The sequence below is a fragment of the Bhargavaea sp. GQ12 genome (genome assembly GCF_059758705.1).
Genome location: NZ_JCAXEU010000001.1, coordinates 127558 through 149416, shown reverse-complemented (window position 1 = coordinate 149416; position 21859 = coordinate 127558). Strand labels below are relative to the sequence as shown.

The 21859-nt window shown below is 54.8% G+C and carries 23 protein-coding genes; 8 read left to right on the top strand and 15 right to left on the bottom strand.

The features are described from left to right. Window positions 1-38 precede the first annotated feature (38 nt). Window positions 39-722: a uracil-DNA glycosylase gene (locus tag AC6CHQ_RS00730; RefSeq protein WP_092054650.1), complete on the bottom strand. Its 684-nt coding sequence runs from the start codon at window positions 720-722 to the stop codon at window positions 39-41. A gap of 5 nt (window positions 723-727) precedes the next feature. Beyond that, window positions 728-1447 carry a DUF4230 domain-containing protein gene (locus tag AC6CHQ_RS00725; protein ID WP_498080544.1) on the bottom strand — a complete coding sequence of 240 codons (720 nt, stop codon included), beginning with the start codon at window positions 1445-1447 and terminating at the stop codon, window positions 728-730. Between the two features lie 191 nt (window positions 1448-1638). Here AC6CHQ_RS00725 and thiD point away from each other — a divergent pair, with 191 nt between their 5' ends. The 4 genes from thiD (at window position 1639) to AC6CHQ_RS00705 (ending at window position 5210) form a co-directional block, all read left to right on the top strand. Next, complete coding sequence (thiD, locus tag AC6CHQ_RS00720; RefSeq protein ID WP_251238948.1) at window positions 1639-2472, top strand: bifunctional hydroxymethylpyrimidine kinase/phosphomethylpyrimidine kinase; 834 nt, start codon at window positions 1639-1641, stop codon at window positions 2470-2472. 149 nt (window positions 2473-2621) lie between these two features. After that, a complete protein-coding gene (locus AC6CHQ_RS00715) occupies window positions 2622-2972 on the top strand; it encodes a YojF family protein (RefSeq protein WP_092054659.1) in 351 nt (116 codons plus the stop codon). A gap of 13 nt (window positions 2973-2985) precedes the next feature. Then, on the top strand, window positions 2986-3687 hold the full coding sequence (bshB2, locus tag AC6CHQ_RS00710; RefSeq protein WP_251238947.1) for a bacillithiol biosynthesis deacetylase BshB2: 702 nt from the start codon (window positions 2986-2988) through the stop codon (window positions 3685-3687). 164 nt (window positions 3688-3851) lie between these two features. After that, window positions 3852-5210 (top strand): YjiH family protein, encoded by a 1359-nt coding sequence (locus AC6CHQ_RS00705; RefSeq protein ID WP_498080543.1) that lies wholly within the window; start codon window positions 3852-3854, stop codon window positions 5208-5210. A gap of 82 nt (window positions 5211-5292) precedes the next feature. Here the strand turns inward: AC6CHQ_RS00705 and AC6CHQ_RS00700 are convergent, their stop codons facing one another. Beyond that, the gene (locus AC6CHQ_RS00700; protein WP_498080542.1) at window positions 5293-6168 is read right to left on the bottom strand and encodes a GNAT family N-acetyltransferase; all 876 of its coding nucleotides are present in this window, start codon (window positions 6166-6168) and stop codon (window positions 5293-5295) included. Window positions 6169-6270: 102 nt separating this feature from the next. After that, window positions 6271-7215: an L-threonine 3-dehydrogenase gene (locus tag AC6CHQ_RS00695; protein ID WP_251238944.1), complete on the bottom strand. Its 945-nt coding sequence runs from the start codon at window positions 7213-7215 to the stop codon at window positions 6271-6273. A gap of 184 nt (window positions 7216-7399) precedes the next feature. Here AC6CHQ_RS00695 and AC6CHQ_RS00690 point away from each other — a divergent pair, with 184 nt between their 5' ends. Both AC6CHQ_RS00690 and AC6CHQ_RS00685 read left to right on the top strand, forming a co-directional pair. Continuing rightward, window positions 7400-8047, top strand: a complete 648-nt coding sequence (locus AC6CHQ_RS00690) for a hypothetical protein (RefSeq protein WP_251238943.1) — start codon at window positions 7400-7402, stop codon at window positions 8045-8047. A 24-nt stretch (window positions 8048-8071) separates the two neighbouring features. Then, window positions 8072-8230 carry a S41 family peptidase gene (locus AC6CHQ_RS00685; RefSeq protein WP_177168225.1) on the top strand — a complete coding sequence of 53 codons (159 nt, stop codon included), beginning with the start codon at window positions 8072-8074 and terminating at the stop codon, window positions 8228-8230. A 55-nt stretch (window positions 8231-8285) separates the two neighbouring features. Here the strand turns inward: AC6CHQ_RS00685 and AC6CHQ_RS00680 are convergent, their stop codons facing one another. The 9 genes from AC6CHQ_RS00680 to AC6CHQ_RS00640 all read right to left on the bottom strand — a co-directional run bounded on the left by AC6CHQ_RS00680 (window position 8286) and on the right by AC6CHQ_RS00640 (window position 17339). Continuing rightward, the gene (locus AC6CHQ_RS00680; protein WP_092049304.1) at window positions 8286-8573 is read right to left on the bottom strand and encodes a DUF6958 family protein; all 288 of its coding nucleotides are present in this window, start codon (window positions 8571-8573) and stop codon (window positions 8286-8288) included. A gap of 11 nt (window positions 8574-8584) precedes the next feature. Continuing rightward, window positions 8585-9775, bottom strand: coding sequence for a glycine C-acetyltransferase (locus tag AC6CHQ_RS00675; protein WP_251238942.1), 1191 nt, complete (start codon window positions 9773-9775; stop codon window positions 8585-8587). Window positions 9776-9825: 50 nt separating this feature from the next. Further along, complete coding sequence (locus AC6CHQ_RS00670) at window positions 9826-10140, bottom strand: DMT family transporter (protein WP_251238941.1); 315 nt, start codon at window positions 10138-10140, stop codon at window positions 9826-9828. Next, window positions 10140-10475, bottom strand: a complete 336-nt coding sequence (locus tag AC6CHQ_RS00665; RefSeq protein WP_092049310.1) for a DMT family transporter — start codon at window positions 10473-10475, stop codon at window positions 10140-10142. Before AC6CHQ_RS00665 ends, AC6CHQ_RS00670 begins: the two co-directional genes overlap by 1 nt. A gap of 99 nt (window positions 10476-10574) precedes the next feature. Continuing rightward, on the bottom strand, window positions 10575-11642 hold the full coding sequence (locus tag AC6CHQ_RS00660; RefSeq protein ID WP_092049312.1) for a hypothetical protein: 1068 nt from the start codon (window positions 11640-11642) through the stop codon (window positions 10575-10577). A gap of 86 nt (window positions 11643-11728) precedes the next feature. Continuing rightward, on the bottom strand, window positions 11729-12361 hold the full coding sequence (locus AC6CHQ_RS00655; protein ID WP_092049314.1) for a YczE/YyaS/YitT family protein: 633 nt from the start codon (window positions 12359-12361) through the stop codon (window positions 11729-11731). A gap of 34 nt (window positions 12362-12395) precedes the next feature. Further along, on the bottom strand, window positions 12396-12884 hold the full coding sequence (ybaK, locus tag AC6CHQ_RS00650) for a Cys-tRNA(Pro) deacylase (RefSeq protein ID WP_092049316.1): 489 nt from the start codon (window positions 12882-12884) through the stop codon (window positions 12396-12398). A gap of 14 nt (window positions 12885-12898) precedes the next feature. After that, on the bottom strand, window positions 12899-15070 hold the full coding sequence (locus AC6CHQ_RS00645; RefSeq protein WP_251238940.1) for a DNA topoisomerase III: 2172 nt from the start codon (window positions 15068-15070) through the stop codon (window positions 12899-12901). A 304-nt stretch (window positions 15071-15374) separates the two neighbouring features. After that, on the bottom strand, window positions 15375-17339 hold the full coding sequence (locus tag AC6CHQ_RS00640; protein WP_251238939.1) for a cation:proton antiporter: 1965 nt from the start codon (window positions 17337-17339) through the stop codon (window positions 15375-15377). 142 nt (window positions 17340-17481) lie between these two features. Between AC6CHQ_RS00640 and AC6CHQ_RS00635 the strand changes: the two genes are divergently transcribed. After that, window positions 17482-18522, top strand: coding sequence for a hypothetical protein (locus tag AC6CHQ_RS00635; RefSeq protein ID WP_092049322.1), 1041 nt, complete (start codon window positions 17482-17484; stop codon window positions 18520-18522). A 64-nt stretch (window positions 18523-18586) separates the two neighbouring features. Then, window positions 18587-18772, top strand: coding sequence for an SE1832 family protein (locus tag AC6CHQ_RS00630; RefSeq protein WP_092049324.1), 186 nt, complete (start codon window positions 18587-18589; stop codon window positions 18770-18772). Window positions 18773-18826: 54 nt separating this feature from the next. Here the strand turns inward: AC6CHQ_RS00630 and AC6CHQ_RS00625 are convergent, their stop codons facing one another. After that, entirely contained in the window at window positions 18827-20287 is a 1461-nt protein-coding gene (locus tag AC6CHQ_RS00625) for a phospholipase D family protein (RefSeq protein ID WP_251238938.1), read from the bottom strand. 149 nt (window positions 20288-20436) lie between these two features. Then, entirely contained in the window at window positions 20437-20988 is a 552-nt protein-coding gene (locus AC6CHQ_RS00620; protein WP_251238937.1) for an RNA polymerase sigma factor, read from the bottom strand. Window positions 20989-21859 lie beyond the last annotated feature (871 nt).

Below are 21859 nucleotides of genomic sequence, written 5' to 3'. Positions count from 1 at the left end.
TGCCTTCTGGCGCCGGAACCGTACAATCCCGTGACAATTCACCGGGCGATCGTGCGGCACCAGTCAATTTCTCCTTCGCCCCACTCCGAAAGAAAAGCATTCGCGCGGCTGAACGGCCGGCTTCCGAAAAAGCCCCTTCTTGCACTAAGAGGGCTTGGATGAGGGGATTCGATGACCGCGTGCCGCTCCGTATCGATCAGTTTTTTCTTTTCCTGTGCGGGACGGCCCCAGAGAATGAACACGATGGGCGCCTCACGCTCTGATAGCTTGCGGATCACTTCATCAGTAAGCGTTTCCCACCCTTTTCCCCGGTGGGAATGTGCTTCCCCTGATCGAACCGTGAGCACGGTGTTCAGCAGCATCACACCCTGCTCCGCCCAACCGGTAAGCGTCCCGTCTTCAGGAATATCGCAGCCGATGTCATCCTGCATTTCCTTAAACACATTCCTTAGGCTAGGCGGTTTCCGGATGCCTTGTTTCACGGAGAAGCTGAGGCCGTGCGCCTGGCCCGGCCCGTGATACGGATCCTGGCCGAGGATGACCACCCTGACCGACTCGTACGGAGTCAGCTCGAACGCTGTCCAGATGTCGTTCATCGGCGGATAGATTTCCCGGCCGGCATATTCCTCTTTAAGGAACTCACGCAACTCGAGGTAGTAGGGTTTGGCAAACTCGTCACCGATCACATCTTGCCAACTATTGTCCAAGATTGCCTTTGCCATATCAGTCACTCCTTGAACTCGACTTGTACATCATAGCCAGAGAACGAGTACAATTGTTTCAGAGTTTTTACCGCATTTTCTTTGGCCTGGTTGAGAACGCCCTGCTCAGTCGCCTCCTCGATCATCATCTCTTGGGCCTCTCCCGCGAGATCGTATCCTTTTTGGATATCCGGAGGGTCGCGGAACAGCCCTTCATGAGAAAACACTTCCATCTCATCAAAACGGATTTCGGGCTCTCCCAGGAACTCCGGCTCCGGCACGGTGAGTGTTACGGTCTGGGCATCTTCATCAATCGTTATATCATCCTCTTTTATTTTGCCGAAGTCGATGCCCGCCTTGACCGATCCCGGGATAATCACGAGAAACTCGCGCTTGGTTCCCGGAATATCAATGCCGAGACTCATTCCGAACAACTCATTATCCGACTCATCGATGATTACTTTCGTATAGGCTTCCGCTGTCACCAGTTCGCTCAGCTCCTGTACTCTCTCAACGACAGCTCCCTTTTGTTCGGTAAACGTACTGCCGCCGGTCAGCATCCGAAGCGCGACCACCGGGAGAATGACCGCAAGCAAGAGAAGAGGAACCGCAATCCACAGAAATCCCTTTAGCGCACGTCCCCGCCGCTTTCCTTCTCGTACCCCCGCCGGTGCATCCCAGGTTTCCTCCACCGTGACCGCGCTTTCCTCTTCGGCGCGGCCTTTTTTATTTTTCCCTTCAGCCATATCCTCTCTGCCTCCTCCCGCCAATCGGGTAAATCTTTCATTCTTCTACAATACCCGATGTCTCCCGCTTCACGCACTCACGACCATTTGGAACTGTCTTCTTTGCGTTAAAATCAATTTTTCGTAAAACGTCCTTTTTATTTGTTACAATAGGAACATTCAAATTAACTATCCAAAAGGAGCCCTCGCATATGACACTGAAAAAGACACTCACAATCGCAGGATCCGATACATCGGGCGGCGCCGGTATCCAGGCCGACCTGAAAACTTTCCAGGAGCATGGAACATACGGCATGACCGCGCTTACCGTCGTCGCGACGATGGACCCGGACAACAACTGGAGCCACGGCGTCTACACGCTTCCGATCGACGTCCTGAAAGCCCAGCTGAAGACGGCACTTTCCGTCGGCATCGACGCGGTGAAGACCGGCATGCTGAGCACCGAAGACGTCATCCGCACAGCTGGCGAAGGCATCAGGGAAACCGGCACGAACCATGTCGTCATCGACCCGGTCATGGTGTGCAAGGGTGAAGACGAAGTCCTGAACCCGGGTACGGTCGATGCAATGATCGAATACCTGCTTCCGCTTGCTGAAGTCGTCACGCCGAACCTGTTTGAAGCCGGACAGCTGTCCGGCCTCGGCAAGCTGACGAGCATTGACGACATGAAAAAAGCCGCGGAGAAGATTCACGGCCTTGGCTCGAAGAATGTCGTGATCAAGGGCGGCAAGCAGCTCCAGCATGACAAGGCTGCCGACCTTTACTATGATGGTTCCAAGTTCCTGCTTCTTGAATCCGAAAAGCAGGATACGCTCTACACGCACGGCGCCGGCTGCACATTCGCCGCTGCCATCACAGCGAACCTCGCGAACGGTCTCGGCGTAGAAGAAGCCGTCGTCGAAGCGAAAAAGTTCGTCGCTGCCGCGATCGCCCATGGCTGGAAACTTAACCAGTATGTCGGGCCTGTACTCCACGGCGCCAAAAACCAGCACGGTCCTGCGGAAGTCACCGTGACAGAAATCTGATGCATGCCAGACGGCCGGGATTCCCGGCCGTTTTTTTGTCGGGATGACCCCGCTGACCGGATTCTCGCATTTTCGAGCTCTCCTTTCGCATTCCCGGCTGATGTTCTTTATACTGAATACGATATAGGTACCAGAAGGAGGCCTGGAATATGGAAAAAGTGAATCCCGCAGAACTTCAGCGCCTCATCGATTCGTTCGCCGGCAAAGAGCTCTACATCCATCTGGAGACGACGAACGGGTCGTATGCGGCCCACTTCAATGAAGGATTCTTTAACGCCGGCGCATTTATCCGAAACGCCCAGATCCGTTTTGAACTGGGCAAGGTAGCCGGAGAAGCCCCGCACCGCGTCGGGCTAAAGCTGCCATACGGCTGGGTGTACGCACAGGGCATCACCCACTACGAACTTGATCAACACGGACGCCTGCTCATGGCAGGGCTTGACGGCGAAGGGAAGCTTGCCGTCGCTCTGGAACTGAGCGAGACGCCGTTCGCATACTAAGGAGGGAAACGATATGACTGTAACGATCGAAAAAGAACGCAGTGTCCTCGTCGTCTTCCCTCACCCTGACGATGAGGCCTTCGGCACATCCGGAACGCTGTCCAAATATGTGGATATGGGTGTGCCGGTCACTTATGCCTGTCTGACACTCGGCGAGATGGGCCGCAATCTCGGCATTCCGCCATTTGCAACGAGGGAAACACTTCCCGAAGTCCGCAAAACGGAACTGCAGGCAGCGGCGGATGCTATCGGTATCACCGATCTCCGGATGATGGGATTCCGTGATAAAACGGTGGAATTCGAAGACGACGAAAAAATGGTGAAGCTGATCACCGATCTGATCGATGAATTAGATCCTTCGCTCATCGTTACGTTCTACCCCGGCTACTCGGTGCATCCGGACCATGAGGCAACCGCCCGGGCGGTCGTCCGTGCGGTGCGCAGAATGCCTGAGGAAAAGCGGCCGAAAATGTACCTTGTCGCCTTCTCCAACGACACTGAAAAAGGGCTCGGCCAGCCGGACGTCGTGCATGAGGTCGCTGATATGCTGGACAGAAAACTCCGGACGCTGAAGGCACACTCCTCACAGACTGCCTATATGATGGAAGGCCTCGAGGCGGCGATAGCCGCCGGGGAACCTGAAGCGATTGACCGATTCTCCAAAGAACGATTTTATCATTATCGCTGGCATGAGGATTTCGAGGAATCCTTTTGACGCCGCACCCCCTCCCTGCTATTGTGGGGAGGGGGATTTTTTGTGCCGGAATTGGCTGAATTCACTTTCATTTGCAGGGGGATTTACTTATTCACGTTAGTGAATTATTATGTAAAAAAGTGAATGTCAAAACCGGTAAAATTAATATTGGGGGATAATAAAAAATGCAGAAAACAAGTGCGTCGACGTGGACATGGTTCCTCATCCCGTCGATCATCGGGGTCTTCCTATTCATGATTCCGATCAAATACAATGACGAATGGGTTGTTTCGATCGCCATCCTCGCCAACTGGCTGGCGGGCATCGTCACTCCATTCATTACTTGGGTCGCTGTCGCAGTCCTTCTGATTGCGGCCGCCGGTTCGGTCATCATGCTGTTTGCACCGAAAAAAGACTCATCAGAACGCGGTTTCTGGGAGAATCTGTTCGGCGTCACGCCTTTTTGGACGGTTGTCCGGATCATCGGGGCCATTTTTGCCGTCATGACTGCTTTCCGTCTCGGGCCGGAAATGATCTGGAGCGGCGGCACGGGAGGACTTCTCCTGGACCCTGCTGAAGGGCTTGTCACATTCCTCTTCACGATATTCGTTTTCGCAGGGCTGCTGCTTCCGCTGCTCATGAACTTCGGGCTGCTGGAATTCTTCGGCACGATGATGGTTAAGATTATGCGCCCGCTGTTTAAGCTTCCGGGCCGCTCTTCCATCGATGCGCTCGCTTCCTGGGTCGGGGACGGCACAATCGGCGTCCTTCTCACCGACAAGCAGTACCGGGAAGGGCATTATACAAAGAAGGAAGCCTCGATCATCGCGACGACTTTCTCAGTTGTCTCGATCACCTTCTCGATTGTCATCATCGGCACGGTCGACATGTCCGCCTACTTCCTTCCATTCTACGGGACAGTTATTCTTACCGGCCTGGTGCTGGCACTTATCATGCCGCGCATTTATCCGCTTTCCCGAAAAAAGCAGGAGTACGCTGACGGCCGTCCGTTCACCGGCGAAGAGGAGAAAGTGCCTGCCGGCTATAATGCGTTTACCCACGGTGTGGAAAATGCATTAAACAAAGCTTATGCCAACCGCGATATCGGAAAGATGTTCAAGGACGGCCTGAAAAACGTTTTGGATATGTGGTTCGGCGTCATCCCGGTCGTCATGGCATTCGGGACGCTTGCGCTCATCGTGGCCGAATACACAAGCTTCTTCCAGATTATCGGGAAGCCATTCGAGCCGTATCTTGCACTTCTCCAGATTCCGGAGGCTGCCGATGCGGCGCCGCTCATGATCGTCGGATTCGCGGACATGTTCCTGCCTTCGATCCTGGCAGCCGGCACCATCACTTCAGAAGTGACACTCTTTACAGTGGCCGTCATTTCGGTTGTCCAGCTGATCTACATGTCGGAAGTCGGTGGCCTGATTCTAGGCTCCAAGATTCCTGTGAACTTCTTTGAACTGTTCGTGATTTTCCTGTTGCGTACACTGATCGCGCTGCCGATCGTCGCACTGATTGCACATATGCTGTTTTGAATATGAGAAACCGCCCTTCCATTGGAAGCGGCGGTTTTTTTGCATTATTAAATCGTGTACCATCCGAATATAGCAGTTCAGCTCAGCTCAATTCCAGCCGGTAAGTATTCATCCGATGAAGCCGTTTAAACCCTGCTGCTTCGTAAAGGCCAATTGCCGTTTCGTTATCCGCTTCCACAGTGAGACGGACGTCTCGGATCGCCTCATGGCAGAACAGTTCGCCAAGCCCCGCCTGAAGAAGTTTTTTGGCGAGTCCCTGGCGGCGGTGTCCCTCCCCAACCGCGAGAAACTCGACGCTTCCGTCTCCGTGGATCGGGTCCGCCTCGGCATAGACGTATCCCTTCACGCCGGTTTCCCCGTCCGGAATGACGAGGAGCCTGTGGTGATCATCCCTGAGATCGAGAATTTCCGCAGCCGACAGATAGGTCCCCGGAAAGGCATGGTCATGGAGCGACCGGAACGCCGCTTCATGCTGCTCTTCGGCCGGAACGGCCGGATTCTCTCCTGTGGGCACCTCCCCTGACTTAGCCTGCAGGATCAGATGCCTCCCGGTATGTACCCCTCCCAGCTGTCCGACCATGGCCGGTACATCCGTGTTTTCCTCATTCACGAAAAACTGAAATTTCCTGATTTCCAGGCTCAGCATGGCCTCGCTCCACATCGGTGCTGCCACTTCCCTGAACGGCAGCTCTTCACTGACAAATGGGCCCCAAACTTCCGCGATTCCATCATCACTGTCAATGTCGAAACCCACTGCTCCGACGATGCGACCCTCATTTTCCGCAATAAAAAATGACTGTTCAAATCCTGTGTCGGAGAAATCGTGTTCCAGCGTATGCCGGATTTCCTTTTCCTCCTCACCGCAGTATCCAATATGATTCGTGCGGTGGCTGTTCAGCATCCCTATGAACTTGGCTGCCTCTGCGGTATTTACTGCCGGCCTTACCTGAATATCCATTATGCCGCCCCCCTTTTCCCCTACTTTACACATTGTGGGCAACTCATTCATCCCCCAATCACGAAAAGCCGCCGGGGATCCGGCGGCTCCGTTCTATATGATTTAGTCGGCCTGCAGTTTGCCTTTGAGCTTTTCAAGCATGTCGGCAGTCATCGACTCGAGGTCGTAGTTGGCCTCGAATCCCCATTCCGCAATAGCGGCGGACGGGTCGATCGAATCCGGCCAGCTTTCCGCGATGGACTGGCGCACCGGATCGACATCGTAGGTTAGTTTAAAGTCCGGTAAGTGCTTTTGGATCGCCTTTTCAAAATCTGACGGTTCCACGCTCATCGCGGTTACGTTGAATGCATTTCGGTGGATGAGTTTCGACGGATCTGCCTCCATCAGGTCAACAATCGCCTGCAGGGCATCCGGCATGTACATCATGTCCATATAGGTGCCTTCAGCGATAAACGATGAATACTTACCGTCCGAGATCGCCTTGTAAAAGATGTCGACGGCGTAGTCGGTCGTGCCGCCGCCGGGAGGCGTTACATATGAAATGAGACCCGGGAACCGTACGCCACGTGTGTCGACGCCGAATTTCTCAAAATAGTAGTCGCAGAGCAGTTCCCCTGACACTTTATTGACGCCGTACATCGTCGTCGGACGCTGGATCGTATCCTGGGGTGTATGTTTTTTCGGCGTGGACGGCCCGAACGCACCGATTGAACTCGGCGTGAAAAACTGGAGGTCCAGTTCGCGCGCCGTCTCCAGTGCATTGACCAGTCCGCCCATGTTCAGGTTCCATGCGAAAAGCGGATTTTTCTCAGCCGTGGCGGACAAAAGGGCGGCCATGTGGATGATCGTGTCTGCCCCGAACGATTTGGCAAGATCATGCATGCGCTCCCCGTTCGTAACATCCAGCTGTTCAAACGGTCCGTCCGCGAAGTCGGGTACCCGGATATCCGTTGCGAGGACATGATCCGCCCCGTACAGTCCCCTCAACTTACCCGTCAGTTCAGAGCCGATCTGCCCCAGTGCCCCGGTTATCATGATCTTCTTCATTCCCGTCACTCCCATTCATCCATTTGTATTTACAGCGTGGACATTATATAGCGGTGAAACATTGATTTCACTGTAATTTGATGTACCCTATTATAATTTGTATTCACAGCAAGTACAACCGCGGATTACTTTTCCCGAAAGCTCCGAGTTGGTATAATAGTGAAAAAATAGAGGAAGTGCCGTTTTGATTGCTGTTGTACAATTTCTTATGCTGCTCGCTATCCTGGTTCTGGCAGCACTGTTGCTGATCTGGCTCGGAGCGCCGTTCTGGCTGACAGTGCTCGTGCTCGCCGCCCTGTACATGACACTGACCACGGTTCCGACACTTGTGCTGTCGTATAAGTCGAAGAATCTGCGTGCGATTGACCGCTTCCTGCTGCGGAATTCCCGCAAGCCAATCTACAAATACGCCTATTCGGTGGCCCACGGGACCGATGAGGAGATCCGGGCTTCACTCAGGGAAATCATGAGCCGGTACAAGCAGCCGGACATCCGCCATGTATACGGCGCATTGCACGCCGTTTCGGAAAAGGACGGCGATGGGGTTTTGTCCCATGCAGAAAAAATCGGCAGCGAGCCGATGCAGTCCTATTACGACGCATATGGGCACGCCCTGAACGGGGATTATGGCCAGGCGGAAGAAGCTCTATCCCGCATCCCTGAAGGCTATGCTTGGATGAAGCATGCCATACGGGCGGTCATTGCGAACCGCAAAGGAGATCGTGATGCGTTCCGTAAACAAGCTGATGCCGCAAAAAACGATGCCGGGGGTATCCAGTATTACCTTCTGCATCATAACTTCAGAAAGATGGAGGAATCGGCTGCTCATTAAAAAACATACAGGAGGATGATTGCCATGATTCTTGTCGAGAACACTGCCGTTGAACTGAAGGACGGCCGCCGCGGGCTGATTGTTGATGTTCGGGACAATGGGGAATCCATCCAGTATGATGTGGAGATGGGAGACGGGGAGATCGTCACTGTCTTTGCCGAAGAAGTGAACCGCCCGGTCTGAGCCGGGCACAAAAAAACCGCCAGGTCACCGGTTAACACCGGTTTCCTGGCGGTTTTCATGTTCGCCTGATATATTGTTTTCCGCCTTGCCCGATACGCTTTAGTTCTCCTCTTGCTTCGAGATCAAGCTTGACGGCGGTGATATACCATGTCGTCTTGCCGTCAAAGTGGGAGAGCCGTTTCGGAGCGCGCTCAGTCAGATCCATGAATGAGATTTCACCGGAGGCATCCACTTCTTCCAGAATGGCCTTGCGGATGGCCTCATAGCGGCGTCTCAGGATTTTTGCGCCCTGCTTTCCTTCCGGATGGAGCAGCTGGATCTGTTCTTCATCTCGCTTTTTCAAGGAATCCCTCCTCAGCTGATGACACCCAGTTCCTTGCCGACTTTCTCGTAAACGGCAAGTGCTTCATCGAGCATTTCTTTCGTGTGTGCGGCGGTAGGCATATTGCGGACACGGCCGGTGCCCTTCGGTACAGTCGGGAAGACGATCGATTTCGCGTAGACGCCCTCTTCCATCAGGCGCTTGGAGAATTGCTGTGCCAGCTTTTCTTCACCGATGATGCACGGTGTGATCGGGGTTTCTGATTTGCCGATATCAAAGCTGAGCTTTTTCAGGCCAGCTTTCAGATAGTCTCCGTTCTCCCATAGCTTGTCCACAAGTTCACTCGATGCGAGAAGCTTGTCAACCGCTCCGATGACCGCTGCGACATCGCCCGGCGTCATCGCAGTCGAGAACAGGAACGGACGGGAACGGACTTTCAGCCAGTCGATCAGTTGCTGTTTACCGGCCACATACCCGCCAACGACACCGATCGCCTTGGAAAGTGTACCGATCTGGAAGTCGATGTCGCGCTCGAGTCCGAAGTGCTTGACAGTGCCTTTGCCGCCGCCCATGACGCCGGATCCGTGAGCGTCGTCCACGTACGTGATCAGGTCGAATTCCTTCGCAATCTGGACTGCATCGGGCAGATTTGCGACGTCGCCGTCCATCGAGAAAACACCGTCCGTGATGTACATGACTTTGTTATACTGGCCCGATTCCGTTGCTTCCTTCGCCTTTTTGCGGAGGTCATCCATGTCCTGGTGGTTGACGCGGATGATTTTCGCGCGGGACAGCCGGCAGCCGTCGATGATGGATGCGTGGTTCAGCTCATCGGAGAGGATTGCGTCATTTTTGTCCATGACAGCGGAAATCGCCGCCATGTTGCAGTTGAATCCGGACTGGTAACCGATTGCCGCTTCGGTCCCTTTGAACTCGGCCAGTTTCTCTTCAAGCTTTACATGAAGGTCGAGCGTACCGTTGATTGTGCGCACGGCCCCTGCTCCGACACCGTACTTGTCGATTGCGCCCTTGGCCAGCTGTTTCAGCCCTTCGTCAGTCGCAAGTCCCAGGTAGTTGTTCGAGCTCAGGTTGATGAGGTCGCGGCCGCCGACCTTGATCGTCGGGCCGTTCGGGCCCTCGACCGGGTCGATTTCATTATAGAGTCCTGCGCCTCTCAGTTCCTGGAGGTTTTCTTCGAGAAATTGATCTAAAATTTTCGCCAAAGGAATCTTCCTTTCCGACTTTGATGTATGTCCATTCTATCACAGCCCGTTCAGCTGAACAGCTTCAGGCCGGCCGCGCCGGCGATGATGAATGAGATGAAGAGCAGCCGCTTCCAGCCGGCCGGTTCACGGAAGAACAGGATGCCGATCAGGACGGCGCCCGCTGCGCCTAGCCCTGTCCAGATCGCGTACGCCGTGCCCATCGGAATCTCCCTCATCGCAAGTGACAGGAGCACGAAACCGAGGCCGAATGACAGGACGAGCGGAATAAGCCGCCACCATTTTTTGTCGGCCAGATACATGTTGATGAACATGACGCCGAAGATCTCGCCCAGACTGGCGAGCGCAAGAAACACCCATGCCATCAGTGCTCACCTCTTTCCGGTGCGGGGGCACTGTCCGTCAGTTTGATGCCGACGACGCCGACCAGGATAAGGGCGATGAAGAACAGCTTGACCGGCGAGAAAGGTTCTCCGAACACAAGCATGTCCACGACCACGATTGCCGCAGCCCCCGAACCGGTGAATACCGCGTAAACGGTGCCGGAAGGAATCTGTTCACAAGCCCGGATGATAAAGTAGAAGCTGAAGATGATGGCGACCGCCGTCCCGGACCATTCAAGGATACTGTCCGAGTGGGTCAGCCCGACCACCCAGAACACCTCGACGACGGCGGCGAAGAATACATACAGCCATGCCACCGGCCGTCACCTCTTTCCATTCTGATATCGTTTCCACTCTAACAGAATGGAACCTTTCGCACATAGCAAAACCGCCCGGGGATGTCCCCGGGCGGCCTGTCACAGCTGCTCCCTGATCGTCCTGAACTTTTCCTCCCACCGCTCCTGGTTGATGGCGCTGTCCATCCTGGCACGGATCGAGTGGATTTCCCTGACATGGGCATTCATATAAGCACTCGCGTCCAGCATCGCTTCCCGGTAGACCGCTTCAATCTCATCGGCCTGCTTTTCGAATGTCTCGTCATCCCGGCACATACCGAGCATGTCGACGATTTCGTCCCCTTCACGCTCCGGCCCGTATTCATGCGGCTTGGTCGCATCGAATACACAAACCGATAGCTCAGGGAGGACGATCAGGTCAACGCTTCCCGGGTCGAGCGCACACCATCCGTAGATGACATCCAGTCCCCGGGCCTCCGCCTCTTTCCCCAGCTTTTTCATCATTGTAGACTTGCCGGTGCCGGGATGTGCCTTGATAAGGAGCCGGCGCTTCAGGCCTTTTGTGACCGAATCGAAAAAGTCTTGCGCTCCCTCCGCGGTGAGTGTGCCGATGTACCGGTTCACTACTGAAGGCGCCTTATTAAGCGAAAGATCGCCGAACAGCGATCCGGCGAGGCTGTCCGAGAGTTTGTCCGCGAGCTCCCAGGACATGCGTGCCCTGTTTGCCTCTTCCCACCGGTCATGCAGCTCTTTCGCGCGCTTCAGTGAAGCGAATGTCTTGCGGAGCGCCTCCTCGGCCTTTTCCGCAGTTTCCCGGATGAATCCGTTCTGCAGCTTCAGCCGGTCCTCGTCATAGCCGTCGTAAAACGTCACCACACGGTGTGCGCCTCCGATCTGCACGGGCTCGAGTGCCACCGGATGGGAGGCCTGGACAAACAGGATTCCCGGTTTTACGACATGGACGGCATCAAGCCCGTCCGGGGTAAGCGGATCATGGAAAAGTTCAACGTCCCACCCGCGCTTCACATAATACTGTGCGACCTCTCTAAGAAGCACGGACAGGGCTCCTGTCGGGGGGGCCTTCAGGAGAAACGCCTTTGATGCCCCCGAAAGCAGCTCCCTGTAATTGTGCCGGATCCCCTCGGATGTGTAGGCCGTGCTCATATAGGATGTGATGGTCCCCTTCAAGCGATCACCCTTTCCTCTTGACGGGACAGTATATGCGCGGAGCCGCGAAAAAAGCACGGCGGGACATGTCCCTGCCGTGCTTTCCTCTAGTTCACGCCGACCTCTTCCACCGGCTTTGACAGTCGTTCAAGGAGCCCTTTGAAGTAAGGGATCGTGTACTGGAGCAATTGCCCGAAAAACAGCACGATGATGACTGTTCCCACGCCGACGGGACCCCCGATCAGCCATCCGGTCAGAGCAACGGTGGCCTCCAGGACGGTCCTGACCGTTTTCACACTCCAACCTGTCTTCTCCATCAGGACCAGCATCAGTGTATCCCTTGGGCCGGCCCCGATGCCCGGAGACACATACATGCCGAGTCCGATCGCCTGTACCGTGATCCCTGCCAGGAATAATGATATCTGTCCTGCGAGTGAATGGACATCGGGCAGGATCCAGTTGAAGAAATCAATGAATGAGCCGATCAGGAGCATATTGATCCATGTGCCGACCTGCGGCAGCCTGCGAAGATAGATGGACGTGGAGATGACGATAAAGAATCCTGTAAGAATCGACCATGTGCCGATCGTCAGTCCAAGCTGCTTGAACAGGCCGACATGAAGGACATCCCATGGGCTGATGCCGAGCAGGGCGCCTTTGATCGTCAATGTGATGCCAAGGGCCAGAAACAGCTGGCCAACCAAAAAGAATGTCCATCTCAAAGCCTGATATCGTTGCATTCAGGCACCTCCAGTCTGTTCATCCGGCAACGGATCATTTTCGGAGCGGTACAAATACCGCATCTGCGGCCGTTGCGAGAACTTCCGGCGAGAGCTTCACCTGGAGACCGCGTTTCCCTGCGCTGACAATGATCCGGCCAAGCTGTTTGGCCGATTCGTCGATGTACGTCGGAAAGGCTTTTTTCATGCCGACAGGCGAACAGCCGCCCCTGACATAGCCTGTCACGTCGGTCAGATCCCTAAGGTGCAGCATCTCGACTTTCTTTTCGCCGGCGGCTTTAGCGGCCTTTTTCAGATCAAGTTCATCTGCGACCGGAATGACGAAGACAAAATACTTTCCCGTGCCTGCGGTGGAAACAAGCGTCTTATAGACAGTCTCTTCCGCCTGGCCCGTCTTTTCCGCTACCGATACTCCGTCTATCCGGTCGTCATCCGTATCGTATTCAATCAGCTCATATTCGGCCTTTTGCCGATCCAGGATGCGGACGGCATTTGTCTTTTGGACTTTGTCCTTTTTCGCCAAACCGGACACCTCCGTCAGTCTTGGTCGCCAAGCAGTTTTTTCAGCTGGTCTGCAAGCGCCGTATTCACCGGTTCTTCATCCTTTTTCATGTACTTCTGCACGTCGCGTTTGGACACTTTCCCTTTGTTCGTCTTCGCCTTGCGCTTTTCGAATGCGGACAGCTTCTCGCGGTAGCCGCAGCGGCAAGTGAAGATCCGCCCTTCCCCTTCTCCTCGAAGTTCCAGCTTTTTATGGCAGTTCGGGCAGCGGGCATTCGTCAGCTGGGAAACCTTCTGTCGGTGTCCGCACTCCCGGTCCTGGCAGACAAGCATTTTGCCGCGCTTGCCGTTCACCTCGAGCATCGGCTTGCCGCAGTCCGGGCACATCTTGCCGGTGACGTTGTCGTGCTTGAACTTTTTCTCTGAAGCCTTCACTTCTGAAACGGCCTGCTTGGCAAAGCCGGTCATCTCTTTCATGAATTCCTTTTTCGACAGCCTGCCCTTTGCAATCTCTGTCAGCTTCTGTTCCCATTCTCCGGTCAATGCCGGGGACTTGAGATCTTCCGGAACCAGCTCGAGAAGCTGCCGGCCCTTGGATGTTGTGAAGATATCATTGCCTTTTTTTTCAATGACAAACGAATTGAACAATTTTTCGATGATATCCGCCCGTGTCGCAACTGTACCGAGTCCCCCCGTCTCACCGAGTGTCCGGATCAGTTCCTTGGATTCACCGGCCATGAACTGCGCAGGGTTCTCCATTGCGGCGAGAAGTGTCCCTTCGTTAAAGCGCGCAGGCGGTTTGGTCTGCCCTTCGGTCATCGAAAACGCACGGATGCCGAGTTTTTCGCCTTTCTCGAATGGGGGGAGCGTCTTGTTGTCTTCCTCCTCCGCATCCAGGCCATACACAGCGCGCCAGCCTTCGTCACTGATGGTCCTGCCTTTTGCATGGAAGCGCTCGCCTCCTGCACCGAGCACCGCAGTGACAGCCTCGTACTTGTAAGGACCTGAGAAGACCGCGATGAACCGCTTTACAATCAGGTCAAACAGCCGCTTCTCGCTGTCGGACATACGCTCGAGGATCGCCGGTTCCTCTGTCGGGATGATGGCGTGGTGGTCGCTGACTTTGCCGTCATCGATGACACCCTTCTGCGGCTTCGGGTTGCCTTTTTTCATGATTGCAGCAATGTCCTTCCGATAAGGGGCAAGGCGCACGGCCTCCAGCCGATCCTTCAGGGTAGACGCCATATCGGACGTCAGGTGCTTGGAGTCGGTCCGCGGATAAGTAACCGCCTTATGTGACTCGTATAGCCCCTGAAGGGTGTTCAGCGTTTCCTTCGCTGACCAGCCAAAACGTTTATGCGCTTCCTTTTGCAGTTCGGTCAGATCAAAGAGCGGTGGTGCCGGCTGACTTTTCGGCGTGCGCTTCACTTCTTCGACAATGCCTTCCCGAATGCTCTCCAGCTTGCCGAGGAGCGCCTCCGCCTCTCCTTTGTCAAAAGTACGGCCATCTCCCGATTTCGCTGTCCATTTGAACCTGCCGGAATCGGTGAGCGCTTCTATGCCGTAGAACGCCTTCGGCCGGAACTCACGGATTTGCCTTTCCCGCTCCGCGATCATCGCAAGCGTCGGTGTCTGCACGCGCCCCGTCGACAATTGGGCGTTATGCTTCACGGTCAGGGCACGCGTCGCGTTGATGCCGACAACCCAGTCGGCCTCGGCACGCGCTTCCGCCGCCTCGAAGAGATTTTCATACTCACGTCCGTCTTTCAGATTGCGGAAACCATCTTTGATCGCCTTGTCGGTGACGGACGAAATCCAAAGCCGCTTGACCGGCTTGTTGGCCTTCGCTTTTTCCAGGATCCAGCGGGCGACCAGCTCGCCTTCGCGCCCGGCATCGGTCGCGATGATGACTTCCCGGATGTCCCCTCGCTTAAGGAGCGCCTTGACGGCGTTGTACTGCTTGGTCGTCTGCCGGATCGGCATGAGCTTGAACGGCTCGGGCAGAATCGGCAGGTCCTCCATTTTCCAGTCCTTATATTTCGGGTCATACTGCTCAGGGTCGGCCTGTGTCACAAGATGGCCAAGCGCCCATGTGACGACATAGTCCTTTCCTTCCAGTGCGCCGTTCCGTTTATCGTTGCATCCGAGCACACGTGCGATGTCACGTGCAACGGAAGGTTTTTCTGCAAGAACCAATGATTTGGACATGTGCGTCCACTCCTCTCATACCTTCTGATTATACAAGACCTGCGGCGGGATTTCACCGCACCCTGCCGGTTTGACTTCGATGAGCACGGCAGGACGGATGGCGAAGTGCCGGGGGAATCCGGCATGTCCGAGTTTCTCCGGGGCCAGGTCCGGATTCCGATCTGCAAATCCGAGTCCTGCTTCCTAAGTCCGAATTTCCCTTTGTAAATCCGAGTCCTGACCGCTAAGTCCGAGCCTCTGAAGGCATTAACTCCTCCGGACAATCAGAAAAGCCGGGAGCGCACCTGCTCCCGGCCACAATGCATTATTTAAGTGCCGAGTCCGGTGCCGGGCCCGGGAGCGGCGGTTTCCCGCCGTTGCCGTCCCCGCCTGCCGGATTGTCGCCGTTCAGACGTTTCTCGATCTGTTCCTTGGTGGCAGATGTCCTGCCATCTGTTTTGTTCTCCAGCTTTTCCTTCACTTTTTCGACAGTCTTGTCCGGCGGACTCAGGGAGACAACCAGATCGCCTGGCTCCGCCGCCAGTTCCTTCCCCGGTGAGTAGAAATCGATTTTCCCGTCTTTCCGCAATATATAAAGGAGGACCGGACTCTCATCCCGCTCACGGAGGTACTGAGTGTATTTATAGCGTTCCGTAATCGGCGTTTTCCGGACAACATATCCATTACGGATACGTGAATCCAGCACGCCCACAGGGAGCGCCGGCTCGAACAGGAATCTGCCTGGCGAGCGGACGAGCCGATCTCTGTCGACCCCGTAGCGTTTCGGGTCTCCTTTCAGCCCGGAACGGTAGACGAACGTTGGACCGAAGTCATGGACGAAGTCACTGCAGATATGGGCGTTATACATATCCATCGGCGTCATCGACAGCAGGTTCTGGTAAGGCGCCAGGTCATACCTGTAGTCGACCTGCTCGGAAAGGATGTCTCCCGAGAGCACTTTGATCCCCTCCTTGCGCGCCTCGAACACATCGTTCCAGGCGTCGGTCATGAGAGCGACCGGTTTGCCGTCCTCTTTGATGGATGCGGCAAGCCGTGCTATGAAGGGTCCGCCACCGACGATCAGCGCACCGGAATTATCCGCCGCGACCAGGTTCAGTTTCTTGGCGAGCGGCCCGAGCGTGAAGCCATGCACCACAACAGTGCCGAAGACAAGCGCGAATGTCAGCGCCGTCAGAAGTTCCGCGTCCTCATAGCCCTGTTCAAGCAGAATCGAGGCAAAATAACCGGAAACGGTGAGTGCGACGATTCCACGCGGCGCAATCCAACCGACTAGAGTGCGTTCCTGCTTGGTTAGATCTGTGCCGATTGTCGATAGCCAGATCGACAGTGGCCGGACGACGAACAGCGTCGCGAGGACAAAAGCGATGATCCGCGGTTCAAAGATTGCCAGCAGCGTATCCACCGAAAGTGACGCTGTCAGCATCACAAAGATGGCGGAAACGAGAAGTACAGTAATGTTTTCCTTGAAGTGGCGAATATCCTCGATTGATGACAAGTGCATATTCGCCATTGCTACACCCATGACGGTGACTGCCAGGAGCCCCGTCTCATGCATGATCTCATCGGACAGGACAAACACGAACAGGACGGCCGCGAATAGCACCGGCGACTTCAGAAACTCCGGCACCTTGTCAGCTTCGAACAACTTGCCAAGTATCCAAGCGACAAACCAGCCGAGAATCCCCGCAAATGCCGAAGCCGCGAAGAAGATCAGGATGCCTGTGCCTGACAGGTCACCCTTCAGGAAGCGGATGGTCTCAAACGCAAACAGTGCAAGCAGTGCTCCGAACGGGTCAACGATAATTCCTTCCCATTTCAAGATCGCCCCGACCCGCGGCTTCAGCTTAGCCTGTCTCAGAAGCGGAAGGATGACCGTCGGCCCCGTGACGATGAACAGTCCCCCGATAACAAAGGCCACTTCCCAGCTGAGTCCGGCCACGTAGTGCGCAGCGAGCGAGCCGAATATCCAGGCGAGGAATGCACCCAGCGTTACGATACGGCCAACCGGCCTGAAAAACCCCCGGATTTCCCGGAGATCCAGATTCAGACTTCCTTCAAAAAGGATGATGGCAACCGCGATCGAGATGATTGGCGAGAAGAAGTCGCCCAGTTGCTGCTGCGGATTCAGAAGCCCCAGAATCGGACCGAGCAAAAGGCCCGCAATGGACATGACGACAATGGCCGGAAGACGGAGCCGCCAGGCCAGCCACTGAGAGCCGATGCCGAGTGCTGCGACCGCCATGAAGGAAAATAGGAATGAATCGAACATGGGAAATCCCCCCTTTTTCACGATAAAATAATATCCAGTTTACCATATTCAGCCGGGTCTTCTAGCCCAAATCCTCATATTCGCCAGGCTGGTCCCATATGTTGGACAGGAACCGATATTGCAGCCAGAAAGGGTGAGGGCCTTGACCGGACAACCGAAAAAGAAAGCGGTCTTTTACTGTACGGCAATTGATATTCCATCCGCCTACCGGACACGGCGTGCGCTGCGCATCGCTCATGCGCTTACTGATATTGAAGTAATCTTCCTTTCCGAACGCCCGCTCCCCCATGTCGAAGCGGCCGGATTCCGCGTCGATAAAATCCATGGAAAGGACGGGCTCAGGAAGGCTGCAGGAGATCTGCAGCCGGATATTCTGCTCAGGGACGGGCGAGCCGAACCGGAAGAAACAGCGGCGCTGAAGGAGATTGTCCCAGCCATTATACACTTTGATGACAACGGCGAAGATACTTCGCCTGCCGATCTCATTTTCCGGACATTCGGAGGCGAGACGAGGGGGGCGGTGCCTTCCAACGTCGTAGAGGGCCAGACGGGGTTCATTGCGGACCCGAGCCTGATCCGTCACCGCCGCGCCGGACTCGCCAAACATCCGCCCGGTGACCTGCCGCATGTAGTCGTCACCCATGGGCCGGCAGATCCGTCCAACCTGTCATACCGGACTCTTCGGCATCTGACTCAGTTGCACATCCCCCTGAAAGTGACCGTCCTGCTCGGTGAGGCTTACACCCATCCTGACGATCCTCTCATGATGATGGCGCTAGGTAAGCGAAATGTCACCATACGCAAAATGCCTTATGACTACGGCCGGGAACTTGCATCCGCCGATATCGTGATCTGTTCATCCGGCCATATACCTTTTGACGTCGCTTTCCTGAGCATCCCCTGCATTGTCCTTGCCCAGAATGAGGCAGAGTTGGGGCATGCACTGCCGAATGAGGAAAACGGGTTTATCCCCCTGGGTTTGGGACGCAAGGTCAAGCAGTCGATGCTGCTGAATGCGGTGATGGAACTGCTTCTGCATGAACCACTCAGAAAGCGCGCAATCGAGCGGCAGGCGGCACTCCGTGTCGAAGATGGAATCGATATGGTGAGCGAGGCAGTGCTGTATTATCTGGAATATCCGCCGCGGGGCGGGAAGCCTAATAGGCCGTTTCCACGGCATTGATTCGAATTTGCCTCCGACAGTCCGGGCTTTATGATACAATGTCCGCGACAAGGAGGCGTTCGAAATGGACAAACGATCCCTCGAAGCTGAAATTGCAGAGCTTAAGATGGATTATATCAGTCTGCAGGGCGACATCGAAAAACTCGAGTCGACCGGCCACGAAACCCAGGTAAGGAATGCTGAACAGCGTCTTGCCGCAATGGAAGACAGGCTGTCTGAACTAAACAAGCAGCTGGATGAACTCGACTGAGCATCCAAGAAGCCGGCCCGCGCATTTACATGGGATGCGCGGGCCGGTTTTTGGTCAGTAAGTAGTCAGCTTCAGCAGTTTTTGCAAGCCGTAGACGACCCGCTGGGCCTGTGAAAATCCGTCCAGCTTCTCTTCGGCTTCCAGTGTATAGAGGGCATCTTCGTTGTTCCAGAGGCGGCTGAAATAGCCATCGAGCTCCTCCACAAGCGGGCTGTCCGCCGGCGCCTCGATGCGGAGGTTGGCTTCGAGGTTGTAATCATCCAGCGCCCGCTCCGTCATATTCGCTGCACCACTCGAAATGTAGGCCTCTTCCCCGTCTTTCACGTAAACCAGCTTAGTGTGGTATTGGCCGATAACGGCATTGTAGAACCGGACCTCAATCCGGTCTTTGGAATCCTCGATCAGCTCTTCGGCTACAGGCATATTCGGCAGGCCGGTCTTTTTGTTTCCGAAAGCATTCTCGTTCGGATCCAGGATGATGCGCACCTGCGCACCCCGTTCAGCCGCTCCGATCAGAGCCGACAGGATGTCCCGCTTGGCGATATAGAACATGCCAAGCCAGACCTCGTCCCCTTCCCCTGCTTTTCCGATATCTTCAAGCAGGTGCTCCAGAATCGGCCGCTCCGTCACATACTGCACACCGTACAGTCCATCAGGGTTCTCTTCCGCTTCAGTGCGCGGGAACTCCTCAGGACCTTCCGAATAACGGGAAACCGCCTCTTCCGCTTCAAGCACGTCATTGATCACAGGTCCATCCGCCTTGAACGCGACATTCCCATGCCAACCGCTCGCGTCATGCGGATTGCCTGAGTTTACAAGGACACCTTCTTCTGTTGCAATCACTTTCCGGTGGTTCGCTTTCACGTTCAGCAGTTTCAGATAGGAACGGACAGTCATTTCAGGAGCATCTTCGGCCATCGGGTTCGGCAGCCACCCCTTTCCATCCTCCCCCCACCACTGGAAGAGGATCCGGTAGACTCCCGAATAGATCGGCGTGGAATCCCGGAGAGGATCGAGTGCAGTTACCACCACCTCGACGCCGGCTTCCTCCAGAAGCTTTATTTCCTTTGATCTAAATGATCCATAACCATTATTGACAGGATCCGTTATGAGTATGACCGGCATTTCCGGATTCTCTTTCTTTTTCTCAGCCAGCCGATCAGTGAGCGTGCGGGCAAGTTCCGGGAAATCTTCTTTTTCATCATAATAGCCGTTATAGAGGAAATAGTCTGCTACAACAAATTCCTCCGCCCGGTCGATCATCGCGAACACTTCCTCGAAAATCTCCAGCTCATGTACCATCCCTTCCTTTGAGCGGTCCTGCGAATAGGTCAGGTCCGTGTACATCTCGACATTGTCCGTCCGGTAAAGCGTACCGTCATGGGAGATGCCTTCCGGAAGCGGCTTATATGTATGATAAAGCACAATCCCGATGTAGATCAGGATAAACAGGCAGGCGATAATCGTCAGCACCCTCCGCCTGGTACTCCATTCTCTGATTCTCTTCTTGTCCATGCGCCTTCCCCCTTTGGTCCCCCTTCCATTCCCCTTTCCTGTTCGATAGAAAACCTGGCCCCAGAATGTTTTGCCGATCAAGAAAAAAGCCAAATAAAAATCGGGATTCCGGGCAACTTTCTGCCCGGAACCCCGTCCTAATGATTATCTTATCCGGCTGTGACATAGCCTTCGGCCTGCTCGTCAAGCAGCACCATTTCCTTCAGGCGCTGCTTGGCGCGGAAGAGGCGGGACTTGACGGTCCCGATCGATACTTTCATAAGTTCAGCAATTTCGTTGAGTGAGTATTGGTTAACGTAAAAATAAAGCACTGTCTTACGGTAAATGCCGTCCAGCTCATCCAGCTTCGACTGGACGATGTGGCGGATATCATCACGCTCAAGCAGATCGTCCGCGGTCGGTTCCGCACAAGGCACGAGGTCAAGAATCGGAACGTCGAGCGTTTCCGGCTGCTCCATGACATGCTGGCTGCGCCGGACCGTTTTGCGATAGCGGTCACGGAAAGTGTTCATGCAAATCGTAGTGAGCCATGCTTTGACATGGTCAACACTCTCCAGCGACTTCTCGTTGCGGACCACTTTCAGCCAGACGTCCTGCATCAGGTCTTCTGCCTCGTCTTTGTTGCGCGTCAGTTTCAGGCAAAGATGATAAATGAACCGTTCATATTCTTCATAGATGGTTTCGATATTACGACCGGCCATTGCCGATCCCTCCCGTTCGTACTGTTCTTTGTTGACCTTATTGTCCTATAGAAGAACCTTGCCCTCCATCGGATTCTCTTTCAGGTCCATTACAAAGATGTAAGAAACGGGGAAAGGTTGAAAACAAAAGCGCAAGCGCCCGTTCAGCAACGTACAAACTGGAGCACTTCGTAATAAGATAAAGGAAACACGGCGAGGAACGAGCCGATGTTGACTTATCGCAATGAAGAAGGGTGAAGTTTGCTAGTTGCTGAGCGCTGGAGCTGGACGGACCAAAAGCGCAAGCGCCCGCTTAGCAATGTACAAACTGGAGCCCTTCGCAATGAGATAAAGGAAACAAGGTCTATAGTGTGTAGTTGCTTTCCGTTCCGGCGCAGGCTTTCCGCGGGGAAGGCTAAGAGCCGGCGCCAATACGAAGGTTGGCGTCTGCGCCCAAAAGCACAGCGTTGGGCGGCACCTACTTGCAGGGTCTCTCCGCTCTTCCTTTTCCGCAGGAGTCCGCGCCTCCACTTCAAGCAATAATGTCAATTATGTTCGATTCAATTATTCATTCTATAATAGTTGCCGGGCACTAGAGCTGGACGCTGAATTATAGACTCCAATTGATACTGGAGGATTGAAACGGAGGGCCCGAGACACCTGCGGGAAAAGCGTTAGCCGAAGACCCCGCAGGATGTTGCGCAATGCTCCGCAACGCTGTCGCTTTTGCTCGCAGAAGATCTTCCGCTACGCGATGCACACAGACGCCAGTCTCCGTACTGGCGCCGGCTGAGGCAACGCCCGCGGACTAGCGGACACCGTCACGAAGAACGGCGTCTGTGGCCAAAGGCGACTGCGTTGTCCAACAATGATCTTCCTGCGACCAAAACGC